The sequence below is a fragment of the Epilithonimonas pallida genome (assembly GCF_900182975.1).
GTDB lineage: Bacteria > Bacteroidota > Bacteroidia > Flavobacteriales > Weeksellaceae > Epilithonimonas > Epilithonimonas pallida.
Map to the genome: position 1 here is coordinate 63,839 of NZ_FXUO01000005.1, position 15,733 is coordinate 79,571.

Annotated in this window: 14 protein-coding genes; 11 read left to right on the forward strand and 3 right to left on the reverse strand. The window is 34.6% G+C overall.

The window, feature by feature from the left end; all coding sequences use genetic code 11:
* Positions 1–8 precede the first annotated feature (8 nt).
* The 6 genes from tsf (at position 9) to QOL71_RS10775 (ending at position 8,672) form a co-directional block, all read left to right on the forward strand.
* Entirely contained in the window at positions 9–836 is an 828-nt protein-coding gene (gene tsf / locus QOL71_RS10750; protein ID WP_283416926.1) for a translation elongation factor Ts, read from the forward strand.
* Positions 837–932: 96 nt separating this feature from the next.
* Positions 933–3,284, forward strand: a complete 2,352-nt coding sequence (locus tag QOL71_RS10755) for a choice-of-anchor L domain-containing protein (RefSeq protein WP_283416927.1) — start codon at positions 933–935, stop codon at positions 3,282–3,284.
* A 59-nt stretch (positions 3,285–3,343) separates the two neighbouring features.
* A complete protein-coding gene (locus QOL71_RS10760; RefSeq protein ID WP_283416928.1) occupies positions 3,344–6,499 on the forward strand; it encodes a T9SS type B sorting domain-containing protein in 3,156 nt (1,051 codons plus the stop codon).
* Positions 6,500–6,648: 149 nt separating this feature from the next.
* The gene (locus QOL71_RS10765; RefSeq protein ID WP_283416929.1) at positions 6,649–7,452 is read left to right on the forward strand and encodes a hypothetical protein; all 804 of its coding nucleotides are present in this window, start codon (positions 6,649–6,651) and stop codon (positions 7,450–7,452) included.
* A gap of 103 nt (positions 7,453–7,555) precedes the next feature.
* The gene (gene trmB, locus QOL71_RS10770; protein WP_283416930.1) at positions 7,556–8,236 is read left to right on the forward strand and encodes a tRNA (guanosine(46)-N7)-methyltransferase TrmB; all 681 of its coding nucleotides are present in this window, start codon (positions 7,556–7,558) and stop codon (positions 8,234–8,236) included.
* Entirely contained in the window at positions 8,229–8,672 is a 444-nt protein-coding gene (locus QOL71_RS10775) for a DUF6759 domain-containing protein (protein ID WP_283416931.1), read from the forward strand. The genes trmB and QOL71_RS10775 overlap by 8 nt, the downstream gene beginning before the upstream one ends.
* A 53-nt stretch (positions 8,673–8,725) precedes the next feature.
* Here QOL71_RS10775 and QOL71_RS10780 read toward each other — a convergent pair whose 3' ends face one another.
* Positions 8,726–9,748, reverse strand: coding sequence for a glutaminyl-peptide cyclotransferase (locus QOL71_RS10780; protein WP_283416932.1), 1,023 nt, complete (start codon positions 9,746–9,748; stop codon positions 8,726–8,728).
* 139 nt (positions 9,749–9,887) lie between these two features.
* On the opposite strand from QOL71_RS10780, the gene QOL71_RS10785 reads away from it, so the two are divergent.
* The 3 genes from QOL71_RS10785 to QOL71_RS10795 are packed head-to-tail and all read left to right on the forward strand — an operon-like array spanning position 9,888 to position 11,867.
* Positions 9,888–10,382, forward strand: a complete 495-nt coding sequence (locus tag QOL71_RS10785; RefSeq protein WP_283416933.1) for a dihydrofolate reductase — start codon at positions 9,888–9,890, stop codon at positions 10,380–10,382.
* Positions 10,383–10,425: 43 nt separating this feature from the next.
* Positions 10,426–11,037 (forward strand): recombination mediator RecR, encoded by a 612-nt coding sequence (gene recR / locus QOL71_RS10790; RefSeq protein ID WP_283416934.1) that lies wholly within the window; start codon positions 10,426–10,428, stop codon positions 11,035–11,037.
* Positions 11,037–11,867: a glycosyltransferase family 2 protein gene (locus QOL71_RS10795; RefSeq protein WP_283416935.1), complete on the forward strand. Its 831-nt coding sequence runs from the start codon at positions 11,037–11,039 to the stop codon at positions 11,865–11,867. The genes recR and QOL71_RS10795 overlap by 1 nt, the downstream gene beginning before the upstream one ends.
* On the opposite strand, the gene QOL71_RS10800 is transcribed toward QOL71_RS10795, so the two are convergent.
* Together QOL71_RS10800 and QOL71_RS10805 are read right to left on the reverse strand one after the other, a co-directional pair.
* Positions 11,868–12,383 carry a hypothetical protein gene (locus QOL71_RS10800; RefSeq protein WP_283416936.1) on the reverse strand — a complete coding sequence of 172 codons (516 nt, stop codon included), beginning with the start codon at positions 12,381–12,383 and terminating at the stop codon, positions 11,868–11,870.
* Positions 12,384–12,411: 28 nt separating this feature from the next.
* Positions 12,412–13,743 (reverse strand): PDZ domain-containing protein, encoded by a 1,332-nt coding sequence (locus QOL71_RS10805; protein ID WP_283416937.1) that lies wholly within the window; start codon positions 13,741–13,743, stop codon positions 12,412–12,414.
* A 183-nt stretch (positions 13,744–13,926) separates the two neighbouring features.
* Between QOL71_RS10805 and QOL71_RS10810 the strand changes: the two genes are divergently transcribed.
* Both QOL71_RS10810 and QOL71_RS10815 read left to right on the forward strand, forming a co-directional pair.
* Entirely contained in the window at positions 13,927–14,757 is an 831-nt protein-coding gene (locus QOL71_RS10810) for an energy transducer TonB (RefSeq protein ID WP_283416938.1), read from the forward strand.
* Positions 14,758–14,945: 188 nt separating this feature from the next.
* Positions 14,946–15,719, forward strand: coding sequence for a ParA family protein (locus QOL71_RS10815; RefSeq protein WP_283416939.1), 774 nt, complete (start codon positions 14,946–14,948; stop codon positions 15,717–15,719).
* The last annotated feature ends 14 nt before the right edge of the window (positions 15,720–15,733 follow it).

Here is a 15,733-nt window from a genome sequence, read left to right on the forward strand (position 1 = left end):
TCAATATTATGTCTTATACACCAGTAGCTGCAGACGTAGCAAAACTAAGAAACACAACAGGTGCAGGAATGATGGACTGCAAAAAAGCTTTAACCGAAGCTGAAGGAGATTTCGAAAAAGCAATTGATATCCTTAGAAAAAAAGGACAAAAAGTTGCTGCTAACAGAGCTGACAGAGAATCTTCTGAAGGTGCTGTTATCGCTAGAGTAAATGAGGACAATACTTTAGGTGCTGTAATCTCTTTGAATTGTGAGACTGACTTTGTTGCTAAGAATGAAGCTTTCGTAGAATTAGCTTATGAATTGGCTGAACAGGCGATCAACTATTCTAACAAAGAAGAGTTTCTTGCTTCTGATTTCCACGGGCAAACTGTTGCTGAGAAATTGATCCAACAAACAGGTGTTATCGGAGAAAAAATCGAGATTGGAGCTTTTGAAAGCATTCAGGGAGCTTTCTTAGGTGCTTATATCCACGCTGGAAACAAGATTGCTGCAATTACTTCTCTTTCTGCTAAGGCTGAAGGTGCTGAAGAGGCTGCAAAAGCTGTTTCTATGCAGGTTGCCGCGATGAACCCAATTGCTCTTGATGAGAATGCGGTTTCTCAGGAAACTATCGATAAAGAATTGGAAATCGAAAGACATAAATTAACTGAAGAAGGTAAGCCTGCAAACATTATCGACAATATCCTGAAAGGTAAAATGCAGAGATTCTACAAAGACAACACTTTGGTACACCAAGATTTTATCAAAGATCCTAGTGTATCAGTTGCTGACTATGTAAAATCTGTAAACGCAGATCTTAAAGTTACAGGATTCGTAAGAGTTGCTCTTTCTTAAGATTTGAAATAATAAAAAGTTAAAATCCTGCTATATTTTATGGCAGGATTTTTTTTGTCATAATTAATGAATAATTTTGCAGTCCAATTATGTTAAATGAGAACATATAGATTTTTATTCTCTCTTATTTCTTTTTTTTGTGTGGCTGTTACAAATTACACAAAAGCACAATATATAAATACCAATATAACTTATACAGCTCAGGATTTAGTTGACAAATTTATTGGTGCTCAAAATGCAAGTTGTATTACTGTTTCCAATGTGTCCGCCACAGGAGAACTTTTTGGAGGTACAGATCTTAGCTATGGGTATTTTGATAAAGGATCAAGTAACTTTGAAATAGATGAAGGTATTATTCTTTCTACGGGACGGGTATCCAAAGCATCCGGGCCGAATAATAATCTTCAAAGCGAATTTGTCTCCGGCTGGGGCGGGGATAATGACCTTATTGATGTTTTACAACAATCTGGTTTGCCGACTGATAATATTCTGAATGCTACATCCTTAGAATTTGATTTTGTTTCACTACAAAGTGATAAAATCAGCTTTGATTACATGTTTTTATCTGAAGAATACCGAAATACAAATTGTCGTTATTCGGATGCTTTTGCATTCTTAATTAAAGAAGCCAATACGACTAATCCTTATCAGAATATTGCATTGGTTCCAGGAACCAGCACTCCCGTAACTTCTTTATCGATTAATGGAGCAACATTATGTGAAAGAAATATTGAATATTTTGGCGGTTTTAATGGTGTAAATACTCCAACTAATTTTAATGGACAAACTAAGGTTTTAAAAGCAATTGCAAATATTCAAAAAGGAGTAAAATATCATATAAAATTAGTGATTGCTGATCATGGAGATTCAAGTGGCCTTTATGATTCCGCTGTTTTCCTGAAATCGGGTAGTTTTACCGGTAATGTAAATATAGGAAATGATCTTACTCTTGATAATGCGGATCCACTTTGTGAAAATATACCTTATAGGATACAGCCAACCCCTTCAATTAACGATCCTCTTGCAGAGTATCATTGGTTTAAAGATGGTCTTCCGTTAAGTGTACCTATAACACAATCGTATTATGATGTATTAAATGATGAAGGAAATTTTAGTGTCAGTATTAAGTTGGGAAGTGGCTGTCGATTACAAGGGCAGGTAAAAATAGAAAAAGCGCCGGTTGCAATCATTGACACATCTCCGATAATGATTTGTGATGATGATTTTGATGGAAGATATATAGAAAAATTATCTAAGTTTACGAATCAGATTGTCACCAATTTTAGCGGGAATTTCAAAGTTGAATATTATACACAGGCCGGAATACAAATTAATCCCGATAATAATTTTGAATTTACACAGAATCCTCAGGATATTACGGTAAAAGTTGGTGCATTTAGCTGTACACCGGATGCTTATACTTTAAGATTCTATCACGGTTCTCAACTCCAGATGAACTATCCTCAGCAGCCGGCTCCTGCTACCATTCCGGTCTTTGATGTCTGCGATAATGAACTGAAAGGAAGCAAAACCGTGAATCTGGATGACTATATTGGTCTGATGACGACCGAAACGCTCAATCCAGCCGATGTCAAATTCTATGAAAAGATTTCGGAGCTCAAAGCAGATAAGCCATCAATCAGCAAATCGCAAACCCTAAGCCCGACGCAAGCCGAAAAGACATTTTATATAAGAATCAGTAAGGCAGGCAATTTTTGTGATAATTATTCTTCATTCAAATTAAGATTCAAACAGCCGAAAAAATCAAGTATTCTTAAAGACACAATCATCTGTAAAAGTACAACAACTGATTTGGAAGTAGAACCTGCTTTTGATTATTATGAATGGAGCAATGGAGAACAAGGAACCAGTGTTAATAAAATCAAGAATCAAAAAGCTGGCGATTATTGGGTGAAGTTGACATCCAATGGTTGTACTTACCAACAGTTTGTCAAAATATCAGAACCACAAGATTTAGTTATTAATAATGCTTTGATAGAAGGTAATAAAGTCACTGTTTTCGCAGCAAACGGAATTCCGCCTTATCAGTATAGTCTGGATGGACAGCCTTATCAGACAAGCAATGTTTATGAAAATGTTCATAGGGGACAGCACATAGTTACCGTGCGTGATGCCTGCGGAACTGCAGTTCAGAGCTTTACAATCATTGGTGTGAAAAATGTCATCACACCAAACGATGACGGGATCAATGATTTTATTGACTACTCCGATCTTTTGACAAAATCCGATCCAAGATTCGAAGTTTATGATCGTTATGGCAATCTGGTTTTCAAAGGTGATGTAAATAACCAGTTCATCTGGAATGGTAAACTCAACAGCAGGGCATTATCGACATCATCATACTGGTATATTCTGGAATGGAATGAAACCGGGAATCCAAAACGAGTTCAGATTACTGGTTGGATTCTGCTGAAGAATAGAAATTAATGTTAACATTACAATAAAATCCTTTTTTCTACATTTGTAATATATTGAAGGCTATTACAATGAAGAAAATTTTATTTTTTGTTTTTATTTTTATTTTTACCGCAAAAATTTTAGCGCAACTGGATAGAGAACATTGGTTTGCTCCGATGTTTGATGGTCAAAGTAACAATAACGGTTTTGAGCAATTTCTTCATCTTTCTACGAACGAAGTCACACCTTTCAATGTTTCAATCTATAATAATAATACTTTAATTGATCAGGTAACAATTAGTAAAGGATCTCCTAAAGTCATAGATATTCCGCGGGATTACATTATAACATCAAATCCTGATGATGTTTTTATCGTTGGTACAAGAGGTCTATATGTGAAAGGTGATAGACCATGTTTTGCAAATCTTCGTTTTGGTGTGACAAATCATTCTGAGATTATTACTTCCAAAGGAACTTCTGGTATTGGGACTCAGTTTTACACAGTAATGGCTCCAAATGTACAAACAAGTCTTTTCTTTGGAGCATCCGTGAGTGTTCTGGCTACTGAAGATAATACAAAAGTTACAATTAGCGATTTTAAAAAACCTATATTTTTTTGGGCACTGGGTATTCCTTCAAGTATTACCTTCAATCTGGATAAAGGACAATCTTATATAGCGGATGTAAGAACTGTTGATGCTCTTGATAATTCGGATGGGTTTATAGGTGCTAAAATTACTTCCGATAAACCTATTTCAATAACCAATGGTAACTTCAATGGACAATATGCTTCTAATACGGCTGCTGGATCTGATATTCTAATGGATCAGTCTGTTCCTGTCAACAAGCTGGGAGACGAGTTTGTGATAGTAAAAGGTTATGGAAAAATTGGAAATAATATGGAAGGGGCTATTGTGGTTGCTACACAAAAAAATACATCTATTTATTTAAATGATGCCACGACGCCAATTAAAACCTTGGCTAATGAGGGAGATTATTATCGTGTAGAGGAAACAAATTATATTGATAGAGGTAATGAGCATTATAACCTACATATAAAAACGAATAAAAATGTATATGTATATCAACTGCTTGGTGGTGTTGAGGCTGGAGACAGTCCGCTAGCAACAGGCGGTATGAATTATATCCCGCCACTTAACTGTTATCTTCCTCGCAAAATTGATGAAATTAGTTATATCAATTATCTATCTGACCAACCACATAATCCGGAATTTTACACTAAATTAAATATTATTACCGAAAAAGGAGCCAATGTAACGGTTAACGGTGAAACTCCCGATTCTCAGTATGGGCCATACGATATCTCAACAATTACTGCAAATCAAGAATGGGTTACTTATTCTATCCCCAATGTTACAGGAAACATTACTGTCAAATCAACCAAAGCCGTAACTGCAGGTATTGCAAGTGGGAATAAAGCATTTGGCTATGGAGGATATTTTGCAGGATTCTCTTCAACTCCTGTAATCTTGAAAGTAGAAGGAGAGTGTTTGCCTGGAGTGAAGCTGGCAGTAACCGAAGGTTTTGATTTTTATCAATGGGAGATAAAAAATAGTGCCGGTAATTTTATTAATGCACCTGTAACAAGTCAATACCCTTCTAATAAAGAGTTTTATTATTATCCTCAACAGGCAGGTATCTATAGAGTTCGTATCCGGCAAGGATCATGTTTAGAAGTTAAAACTGATGAATTTAAATTTTATAACTGTACAACTTATACAAATTCAAATTATGAAGGTTGCTCAACAGTTACTATTAAGCCTAAGTTTAGTTTGAGTACACAAACATATAACCCGGCATCTGTAAAAATAGATATACCACCGTCGAATGGAATTGCGACTACCCAAGCCAATGGTGAAATAATATATACTACTAATCCAGGTACTTCAGGAATTGATACTTTTAAATATTCATATTGTGGCATCGGATCTATTCCTGACTGTGAAGTTGGGCAGGCAACAGTTCGGATAAATCAAGTTGTTTCTCATGATGATATTCTGCAAGAATGTACTTCCAACGGGATTGCAGATTATAATCTGAGTAAGGCGAATGTTACAGCTGATACTACCGCAAAAAAAACTTATTATAAGACTTCTAACGGAGCACTTTTTGAAATTGCTAGTGATGAAATTAAAAATTACACAGCATATCGTTCTGCCGATACTTTTGTTTATGTTCGGATCAGTAATGTAAAAAACTGTTTTGCCATTCAGAAAATAGAGTTAAAATCTAAATTTTATCCTGCAATTAAACCAAGTGTCACTGTAGAAGAATGTGATGATGATTTTGATAAAGAAAAACTGATACAAAACTTAAACAATTATAAAACATTATTTACTTCAGACACAACCGTAACAGCTAAATTTTATACTAAAATAAATGATGCACAAGCTAATGCCGCTAATGATATTTCGGAAATACGCGTTAACAAGCAACAGACTTTATATGTGAGGTTTTTTAACACTGCCGGTTGCTATTCTGTTGTCGAGTTGATAATTAATATTAAAATTCCTTCAAAATCAACTGTTTTAAATGATAAAATAATTTGCCCTAACACAATAACAAGTCTGAATGCAGGGCCGGGTTTTGATAAATATGAATGGTTTAATGCTGCTGATTCTCCAATAGGCTTGAGTCAAGAGATTAATAATCTGGATATTGGAAAGTATTATGTTCTTCTTACCGCTCCTAATGGATGTCTATATAAACAAAATGTTGAGATTAAGGCAGCTGAACTTCCTGAAATCAAAAGCATAGAAATCAATGGAAATAATGTAAAAGTCAATGTAGAAAGAGGAGTTCCGCCATACCGATATGCGTTAGATAATGGCAATTATCAGGATTCTAATGTTTTTAATAATGTTTCATCGGGTTTTCACAAGGTTTATGTTATTTCTGCTGATAATTGTGTGCCAGTGGAAGAGGAATTTTCGGTAATAGAAATTTATAACTTGATAACACCTAACGGAGATGGAGTCAATGATGTTTTGGACATGTCGCTCCTTAAGTATAAAATCGATGTGAAATTCCAGATTTTCGATAGACTGAGCAAAAAACTTTTTGAAGGAGATTCCAATAATAATTATATCTGGGATGGGAAACTAGGAGGTAAAGTATTATCAACTTCCAGCTATTGGTATATTATGGAATGGAAAGATTTTGAAAAATCACCACCTGTAAAATATACTGGTTGGATCCTTTTGAAGAACAGGAATTCTGATTAAAGTATGATATTTTAACAATTATTTTATAAAAAAGATTTTAATTTTAATTACTTAACAAAAAGCCGATAAAGTTTAATAAAATTTTAACCTTATCGGTTTTTTTTTGTAATGCTATTAGTTCTAATTCTCTATAAATTTGCCCAATTATTATGAGGAAGATTTTTACTATTGCTTTGCTTTTTTGCCTGGCATCCGTTTACGGGCAATTCTTTAACGGTGAGATTTACATCAGAGATAAGTCAAGTCTTTATCTTAATCAGATGTATGTTACCAATCTTAATGCACATAAAAGTGTTCTGGCCAATTATAACGGAGAGTTTAGAATACAGGCAAAAGAAGGAGATATTATAAGGTTTACATCTATTGCAACAGAAAGAAAAGATATCACTGTAACAGAGCAGATGCTCAATCTCAGTAAAAATTTTGTCGAACTCCAGATTGCTTATTACGAGATCCAGGAAGTGATCATAAGTTCCTTCCGACCGACAGGTAATCTGCGAAAGGATGTATCTATGCTTAAGTCTTCCGAGAAAGCTTTTGAGCTTAGAAAAATGATTGGTTTGCCCGAACCGAAAGGTGATGGAACTTCTCCCGAGCTTCCTGTTTTGTCATTCAATCAGGGTCTTAGTTTTAGCATTGACAGTATTTTTGATCTCATTTCCGGAGAAAAGAAAAAGAAAGAGCGCTATTATAAATATGAAAAAATGAGTCAGGGCATAAAAAATCTTCAGGATTATTTTGGAGATGATTATTTCATAAAGCTCAAAGTGCCAAAGGAATTGATTCCTAACTTCTTACAGTTTATTTACAGTTCGGATAACATTTCGATATTTTTGGAGTCGAATAATTATGAAGCGACCAAAGTTTATATAGAAAAGTATCTTCCGATTTATCTCAAAAGACTCCAAAACTCTCATTTGATGCAGATTACAGACAATATCAAAAAAGAATAATGTTTTTTTTGTAAAAAATTCAAATATTATTAAATATTTTTTTGAAATTATCTGGAAATGTTTATTTTTATAACGTTTTTTATACGTGTAGAAATTTAAAATAATGGGGAAAAACAAAATTGCCAGATTCGAGGAAAATAAAAAGTTACCTAACGTAATTCAACCCACTCGGGAAGAGGCAATCAATGATTTCAAGCATAAAGGAAAATGGGCTGAGTTTTTTGGAAATGATAATCCAATTGTTTTAGAACTAGGCTGCGGAAAAGGAGAATATTCCGTTGGTTTGGCAAAAGCTTTCCCACAGAAAAATTTCATCGGGATAGATATCAAAGGTGCAAGATTCTGGTTTGGCGCCAAAGAAGCAATTCATTACAGGCTGAAAAATGTTGCTTTTGTAAGGACTCAGATAGAACTGATAGAAAGCCTGTTCGCTGAAAACGAAGTTTCCGAAATCTGGATCACTTTTCCGGATCCTCAGATCAAATACAGAAGAACAAAGCATAGGCTTACCAATCCGGAATTTCTAGACAAATACAAACACATTCTCAAAAAGGATGGAATCATCCATCTCAAAACCGACTCCGAGTTTTTGCACGGCTACACTTTAGGAATATTACAAGGTCTTGGCCACCAGATTCTTACTTCTCATCATGATATTTATGGCGCGGAAGAATATCAGCCGGATACGCCTTTGCTGAAAGACATCAGAACTTACTACGAAGAATTATTTTCTTCCAAGGGAAAAACAATTACGTATATCAAATTCAGGCTGAAGGATGAATAAATTATTTTTACTTTTATTAGGTAGTTGTTTTTTAACAAGCTGTGCTACAAATAATGTGATATCGCCAATATTCATCGGTAAGAATTCTAATGTAATACTTGAATCCGATCAGATCAAGGCTAAGTTAACTCTCGAGGAAAGGGCCGTTTCGCTGCTTAATCAGTTATTCAATACCGATGCTTCTAACAAAAGCATGGTTTTGATTATCAGTAACGAGTCAGACTGTGATTTTACTATGGACATCTCTGGAAATAACCATTACATTTTGCCAGTTGGTGCAAAGAAAACAGAAAGTATTGTTGTAGAGCAGGGCGAATATGAGATGAAATCGCAGGTTTGTAATAGTTTTTATAAAGCGAACAAAACACTTTATCAAAATACTGAACTGAGTATAAAACATTCTATTGTGAAGAATTTTGAGAATCCTCAACAATAGTCAAAATAATAAAAGCTTCAAAATTTTTGAAGCTTTTATTATTTTTTGTGGAATTACTTAATAATTAATTCATAGATTCTACTCCAGTTTTTACCGGTTATTAACATATTTTCACCTTTGAAGGCTATGCCATTCAGGACATCATCGTTTCCTGTTGTATTTTGTTTTGCAATATTGGTTAAGTCCAAAATTCCTGTTACTTCTCCATTAACAGGATTGATTTTAAGGATAATTGGTTTCTGCCAGACATTCGCATAGATAGCGCCATTGTGATATTCCAGCTCATTGAGCTGATCATAACCTGTTGTATTGCTCGCAACAGCAATTGTTCTTACAACCTTGGATGGATTTGCAGGATCCAGGAAGTATATGTTTTTTGTTCCGTCGGATAAGATCAGGTTTGTTCCATCATAAGTTAGTCCCCAGCCTTCTGCAATTTCAGCAGGATAAGCAAATTCGCTTAATAGCTTTAAAGAACTTTTATCGTAAATAAATCCTTTCTTGTTTTGCCAGGTTAATTGGTATATTTTATCACCAACAATCGCGCTTCCTTCAGAAAAAATTTCCTGGGGTTGAGATGTACTTGCAATGGGTGTTGTAGAGCCTAGATTATATTTAAGGATTCTGGATTCACCATGTTGTCCATCGGATTCATAAATTGTATTTCCATCCAGTTGAAAACCCTGGACAAAATTCTTAGGATCATGTGGATATTGATTGACAACTTCGTATGAGATCTCTCGGGGTTTTACTTTAGCAAAAACATTAATGGTTGCATCCTGAGTTAGAACTTCACCACCTTTTGTCTTGATGTTGAATGTCACATCATTTTCACCCAATGAAAAAATGTTTGGGTCTATTGTCAGATTACTGGTTTCCTTATCATTATAAGTAATGGTAACGGCTTCTGCATAATCCAAAACGTCCTGAGGTAGTTTTAGCTTATCTCCAAAATGATAACCTTTATTTTGCTGATTGATGTTATAATCATTCAGGGTATTAAGGATTTCTTTGTCTTTGTTGCAGCTTGCCAATACCAAAAGAGCAAGAGAAGATGCTAAGAAAATTTTTTTCATTAATGTATGATATTATCTATTCTTATTTAAGGAATAAAATTATTAGTAAATAGGAATGTTCAAAAATACGAAAATATAAAAACTAAAAATTCATAAATATTTCTTAATTTAAGCATAAAAATCTTAGATTTGTAGAGATATGATTACGATAATTGCAGCAATAGGAAATAATAATGCTTTGGGGAAAGATAACCGGCTTATTTGGCATCTTTCAAAAGATCTCAAACGTTTCAAAACTCTTACAGAACATCACCCTGTTGTGATGGGAAGGAAAACCTATGAGAGCATTGGCAAGGCGTTGCCAAACCGTACGAATATTGTTGTCAGCAGAAAAGAAAACTGGTTTGAGGAAAATATCTTAATTGTATCCACATTGAAAGAGGCCATCAAATTTGCTAAAAAAATTGATGAAGATATTTTTATAATAGGAGGCGGAGATATTTACGGGCAAACCATAGAGCTTGCGGATCGATTGGAAATTACCAGGGTTAACGGAGATTTTGAAGCCGATACTTTTTTTCCACAGATCGACCCGGAAACTTGGCAGAAAACGGATGAAGAATGCCATTCCAAAGACGATAAGAATGATCATGATTTCTGTTTTCAGACTTATAAAAGAATTAATAAAGACTAAATTTCCTATTCAGATTCTTCTGTTTTGAATCTGTTTTCTTATAATGGACTATCCAAGCAAAGTTTTATCAAAAGCCGTTGAAGAAATTGCAGGTTTGCCCGGAATCGGGAAAAAATCTGCGCTTCGTCTGGCGTTGCATTTGCTTCGTCAGCCAGCTTCACAAGGGATTTCTTTGGGAACATCAATACAAAACTTGGTCACAGATATCAAATATTGTAAGGAATGCCACAATTTTTCAGATTCTGATATTTGTGATATTTGTAGCGACGAAAAAAGAAACGATGAATTACTTTGCGTTGTAGAAGATGTAAGAGATGTTATGGCGATAGAAAATACGGGGAAATACAAAGGGAAATATCTGGTTTTAGGTGGTAAGATTTCTCCAATGGAAGGGATTGGCCCAAGCCAGCTAAGAATAGGAAGCGTGGAAAAAAAACTGAACGGAGGTGTTGTAAAGGAATTGATTTTTGCGCTTAGTGCAACTATGGAAGGCGATACAACAGCTTATTATATTTATAAAAAATTTAAGGGTTCTCAGGTGATGTTTTCAAGTATTGCCAGAGGGATTGCAGTTGGCGATGAGCTGGAGTATGCGGATGAAATCTCTTTGGGAAGATCTATTACCAACAGGATTGCTTATAACGAAGCCGGCTAATGAAAGTAAGTGTCATCATTGTTCATTATCAAGTGAAGGATCTGTTGAGAAACTGTATCCTTTCGATTAAAAAATATTTTCAGGGTTTTGAATATGAGATTATTGTTGTAGATAATAATTCTCCGGATTCTACTTGGAAATCATTGATTTCTGAATTTCCGGAGGTTAATTTCTTGGCACTTGACAAGAATTATGGTTTCTCAAAGGCTAATAACATTGGTGTAAAATCGGCTAAAGGAGAATACGTTTACATACTTAATCCCGATACTGAAATTGAAGGGGATTATTTCCAGGAAATTCTAGACTTTGCTGATAACCAGGAAAAATTTGGCGCTCTCGGTCTTAGAATGCATAACCTGAAAGGTGATTTCTTGCCGGAAAGTAAAAGGTCGGTTCCTGCTTTGATTAATTCCTTCGAAAAATTATTCACGACTTTCAACAACAATTCAAAAACATATTACAGAAACGATGTTGATGAGTTTGGAATAGCGGAAGTAGAAATCATGACTGGCGCTAATCTTCTGCTGAAAAGATCGGTTTATGAAGAGGTTGGTGGTTTTGACGAAAGATACTTCATGTACGGCGAGGACATAGATCTTTGTTATACTATTTTGAGAAAAGGTTGTAAGAATTTCTATTATGGGAAATATTCGCTCCTCCATTACAAAGGCGAAAGTACCGTTAAAGATAAAGTATATCTTGATCGATTTTTTGGGGCAATGAATATTTTCATTGGAAAGTATTACAAACGACAGAAGCCTTTTCAATATCTGTTAATGAAAATAGGACTAAAATTAAAGCATTCTTTAGAAAGCCGTAAAATAAAATAATTAGTCTTCTTTCTCAATAGGAAAAGTAGATTCTTCTGCAAATTTTCTTAATTCATTCATTTCTTCTTTCCCTTTCAGTTGTCCAAATCTTGCTGCTGCATATGTCAACGCAATAAAAACTAATACAACAAATGAGCAAGGCAGCGCCCACGGATAATTATTGGATTTGATTTGCTTCTCCACATAATAAAGTGTAAAAAATGTCATCCAGGCTACTGTAAAAAGAAAATAAAGAAACATAAAAAAAGTCCATACAGCAGAACTTGGCCCAAAAATACCTCTGATAACGGTTACGTCATCTTCTTTTTCGATTCTAAGCGCAAGATTCGGTTTCCAATAATTTTCATCTTCAGTTTTTACAAAAATGGTTGCTACTTCCCGGTTGATATTGCCATAGAATCTATCCCGGTTTTCATCAAGATATTTTCTCAGATTCGCTTCATATTCATCAGGAGAAAGATTGGTGTAAAGCTTAAACCTTGGTCTGTTTCTTATGCTGTTTAGTGTCTCGTTCATAGTTTTTTTTGAAATTTTGTTTCAATAATTATTCCTCTATATAAGGAATTGGGTCTTCTAACACAAATTCAACTTTAATCGGGAGATTATTTCTTTTGACTTCCAGCTTTATTTTTCTGCTGGTATCGGTTTTCAGGATCGAATGGATCTTGCTCATTGTCATTTCTTTAGCAGCTTTATTATCAATCGTAACAATCTGGTCGTTTTTCAATATTCCTGCTTTCTGCGCCGGTGAATCTTTTCTGGTTCCGGAAACGACAAAAATCGGCTTCAAAGAAAATTTATATTGAAATTTATCACTGTTATCCAGGACATTGATTTCATTTCCTGCAGAATTTTTTTTCGCGGTTTCCACTTTCACCTGCTCTTGTTCCCAGATTAGTCCATCCTGTTTTATTTCCAGTCCGCTTCCGTCAATCAGAAAAGGATCGTCCAGGTGTTGGTTAGGTTTGAAGTAAACTTTCTTGCCGGGATAATCGAAAATGACAGAAAACCGCCGAAGGATTTCCGATCCGATAGAGCCTTTTCTGTCCTTAACAATATTCAGATGTTGGATAGAAAACTCATCCGGCATTGCTGCAATTGGTTTATTAAGCTGGAAATTGCCAATCGACAGGGAGTTGATTCTGCTTCTTTTTCCAAAAATATCACCACTAAAACCTCTACCAAGGAAATCATCAATATTAGGACGGTTATAGACAAAATCCTTGATAAGAACAGGAAAAAGCCAGACCGAATCTGTATTGCCAAGATCAAGAAGCAATTTTGAGCTTTGTTTCTCGTGTTTCATTTCCACATCCGCATACATGTAAGGTTTGTTGAGTTCCACACTCATTGGGAAATCAGAATACTTTTTGATACGTTTCGGAAATTTAGAATTGTCTTTATAGACTGTAATTGTTTTTTTATTATAATTGATTTCAATAGGATGGTTTTTGAAAAAATAATAACCGATAATTCCATTCACAGGAATTCCGATATCTTGAGAAATATTAAAATCTTCATCCAGTACAATGAAAACGGTGTGGGATCTGTCCACAAAATGTTCTCCGATTTTGATATTGTTTTTGATTGATTTCAGAGCTTCAACACTTACTGTTTCACCTAAACCTTTGAAAGTGATTTTTTCAATGTTTTTAAAATCAACCTCTTTGTTTTCAAGGCTGAACAGTAATGTTTCTGATATTCCGGAATCCAGCATAAAATTCAGTTCAACACCATTAACATTCATCCGAATGAAAATTAAGTTATTAATCAACTTGAATTTTATAACAGTTTTTTCGGTATTTTCCAATAAAAAGCCTTCCTGAGCACCAATCCAGAAACACCAAAACAAGCAAATAAACAATTTGAATTTCATTGCATCAAATTAATTATAATTTTAAGATACAAGTATAATAATTTTAATTTTTGTTTTGAATAAAATTTATGTATTTCATAATTTGTTTAGGTTTTGGTTGGTGAAATGGAATGTTATTTGATGTGTTTTCATTCAATTGCTAAAATTGTTATCAATCGTTTAATTAAAATTTATTTTATTTTTATGAAAAATCTATTACATGCATTTGGGAAAGATCACTTGGACGAAGTTGTATTTGCAAATAGAAATAAAGCTTATGGCGCTTATGTTCTTAGAAACGAGTATTCTAATCAATTAACAAAAGCATTACTTGTAGGAGTTGCTTTTTTTGGGTCATTATCAGTGATTCCTTTGATTGTTTCCGCAATATCAAATAATGACTCAGAAATTATACATGCTTGCCCTCCAGTATTTGATTTAACACCGGTTGATATTTATGAGCCGCCTGTAATTCAACAATCTAGAGCTATTCCTCCAAAAGTTAAAACTGTGGAATCTACAAACTATACACCAGTAAGAGTAGTGAAAAATGATAAACCTGGACCTACAGAAGAAGACAAAAAAAATGCTGCTGTTAGTTCCACCACATCCCCAGGAGTAGAAACTACGCTTCCTGTTGCGCCGCCAATTCAAGCAGGGCCTCCGGCAAATACTTATAAACCGACTATGGCCCCGGTTGCGCCGGCAGAAGATCCTGACAAAATAAGAACTGGATCTGAAGTAGATGTTGCCGCGGATTTCAAAGGTGGAATCAATGCTTTCCGCCAAAAAGTGTCTCAGAACTTTGATACGGAATCAGTTGATCATTCAGGAATGGTTTCCGGTATTATTACTTTTGTAGTGGAAAGAGACGGAAGTATTACAAATATTAAAGTTACGGGACAAAACGCTGATTTTAATAATGAAGCAGAAAGAACCATAAAATCCATAAAAACAAAATGGACGCCAGCTCAATTGAATGGTAAAGCTGTCAGATCCTCTTTCAGAATGCCAATTTCTATGAGAATCGAATAGATTGATTATCAATGCTATATTGATATCAAATTAATCAGAGTTTTATAATTATCCACATTTTTTAGCGAAATGTGGATAATTTTTTTATTTGTCAACTCGTTAATTAACAATACTTTAACGGCTGGCTGTGTTTTTCAAAACATTCTAAGTGGTAAAAAATTGTATTTTTGATGATTAAATTATTGTTTATGGGAAAAATTATAGGCGTTGCAAATCAGAAAGGTGGAGTTGGTAAAACGACAACTGCTGTTAATCTTGCATCAGCTTTGGGTGTTTTGGAAAAAAGAGTCCTTTTGATAGATGCTGATCCACAGGCCAATGCAACTTCAGGTTTGGGTGTGGAAGAAGTTAATTTTTCTACATATAATTTATTGGAACATAGTGCAGAAGCTACAAAATGTATTTTGCCAACGAGTTCTCCCAATGTTGACATTATTCCTTCCCATATAGATTTGGTAGCAGCAGAGATAGAATTGGTTGATCGTGATAATCGCGAGTACATGATGCGCGAAGCATTAAAATCGATTAAAGATCAATATGATTATATCATTATCGATTGCGCACCGAGTTTAGGTTTGATTACAATTAATGCTTTAACAGCAGCAGATTCTGTGATAATTCCAATCCAGTGCGAATATTTTGCTTTGGAAGGATTAGGTAAATTGTTGAATACAATTAAAAATGTTCAGAAAATTCATAATCAGGATTTAGATATAGAAGGATTATTGCTGACGATGTATGACAGCCGTTTAAGATTATCCAATCAGGTCGTGGAGGAAGTTAATTCTCATTTTCCGGAGATGGTTTTTGAAACCATTATCAGCAGAAATGTGCGTTTAAGCGAAGCACCAAGTTTTGGAGAAAGTATCCTGAAATATGATGCGGAAAGCAAAGGCGCTATTCAATATATTCAGTTAGCGGAAGAAGTACTGCTGAAGAACGAAAAATTAGTTAAAAATTAAAATGATCTTGAGAT

What these genes read in the sequence shown, in the direction of transcription:
- QOL71_RS10755 (WP_283416927.1), top strand. Translation starts at nt 933, where the DNA reads ATGAGAACATATAGATTTTTATTCTCTCTTATTTCTTTTTTTTGTGTG.
- QOL71_RS10760 (WP_283416928.1), top strand. Translation starts at nt 3,344, where the DNA reads ATGAAGAAAATTTTATTTTTTGTTTTTATTTTTATTTTTACCGCAAAA.
- QOL71_RS10805 (WP_283416937.1), bottom strand. Translation starts at nt 13,743, where the DNA reads ATGAAATTCAAATTGTTTATTTGCTTGTTTTGGTGTTTCTGGATTGGT.
- QOL71_RS10815 (WP_283416939.1), top strand. Translation starts at nt 14,946, where the DNA reads ATGGGAAAAATTATAGGCGTTGCAAATCAGAAAGGTGGAGTTGGTAAA.
- QOL71_RS10810 (WP_283416938.1), top strand. Translation starts at nt 13,927, where the DNA reads ATGAAAAATCTATTACATGCATTTGGGAAAGATCACTTGGACGAAGTT.
- trmB (WP_283416930.1), top strand. Translation starts at nt 7,556, where the DNA reads ATGGGGAAAAACAAAATTGCCAGATTCGAGGAAAATAAAAAGTTACCT.
- QOL71_RS10765 (WP_283416929.1), top strand. Translation starts at nt 6,649, where the DNA reads ATGAGGAAGATTTTTACTATTGCTTTGCTTTTTTGCCTGGCATCCGTT.
- QOL71_RS10785 (WP_283416933.1), top strand. Translation starts at nt 9,888, where the DNA reads ATGATTACGATAATTGCAGCAATAGGAAATAATAATGCTTTGGGGAAA.
- QOL71_RS10795 (WP_283416935.1), top strand. Translation starts at nt 11,037, where the DNA reads ATGAAAGTAAGTGTCATCATTGTTCATTATCAAGTGAAGGATCTGTTG.
- QOL71_RS10780 (WP_283416932.1), bottom strand. Translation starts at nt 9,748, where the DNA reads ATGAAAAAAATTTTCTTAGCATCTTCTCTTGCTCTTTTGGTATTGGCA.
- QOL71_RS10775 (WP_283416931.1), top strand. Translation starts at nt 8,229, where the DNA reads ATGAATAAATTATTTTTACTTTTATTAGGTAGTTGTTTTTTAACAAGC.
- recR (WP_283416934.1), top strand. Translation starts at nt 10,426, where the DNA reads ATGGACTATCCAAGCAAAGTTTTATCAAAAGCCGTTGAAGAAATTGCA.
- QOL71_RS10800 (WP_283416936.1), bottom strand. Translation starts at nt 12,383, where the DNA reads ATGAACGAGACACTAAACAGCATAAGAAACAGACCAAGGTTTAAGCTT.
- tsf (WP_283416926.1), top strand. Translation starts at nt 9, where the DNA reads ATGTCTTATACACCAGTAGCTGCAGACGTAGCAAAACTAAGAAACACA.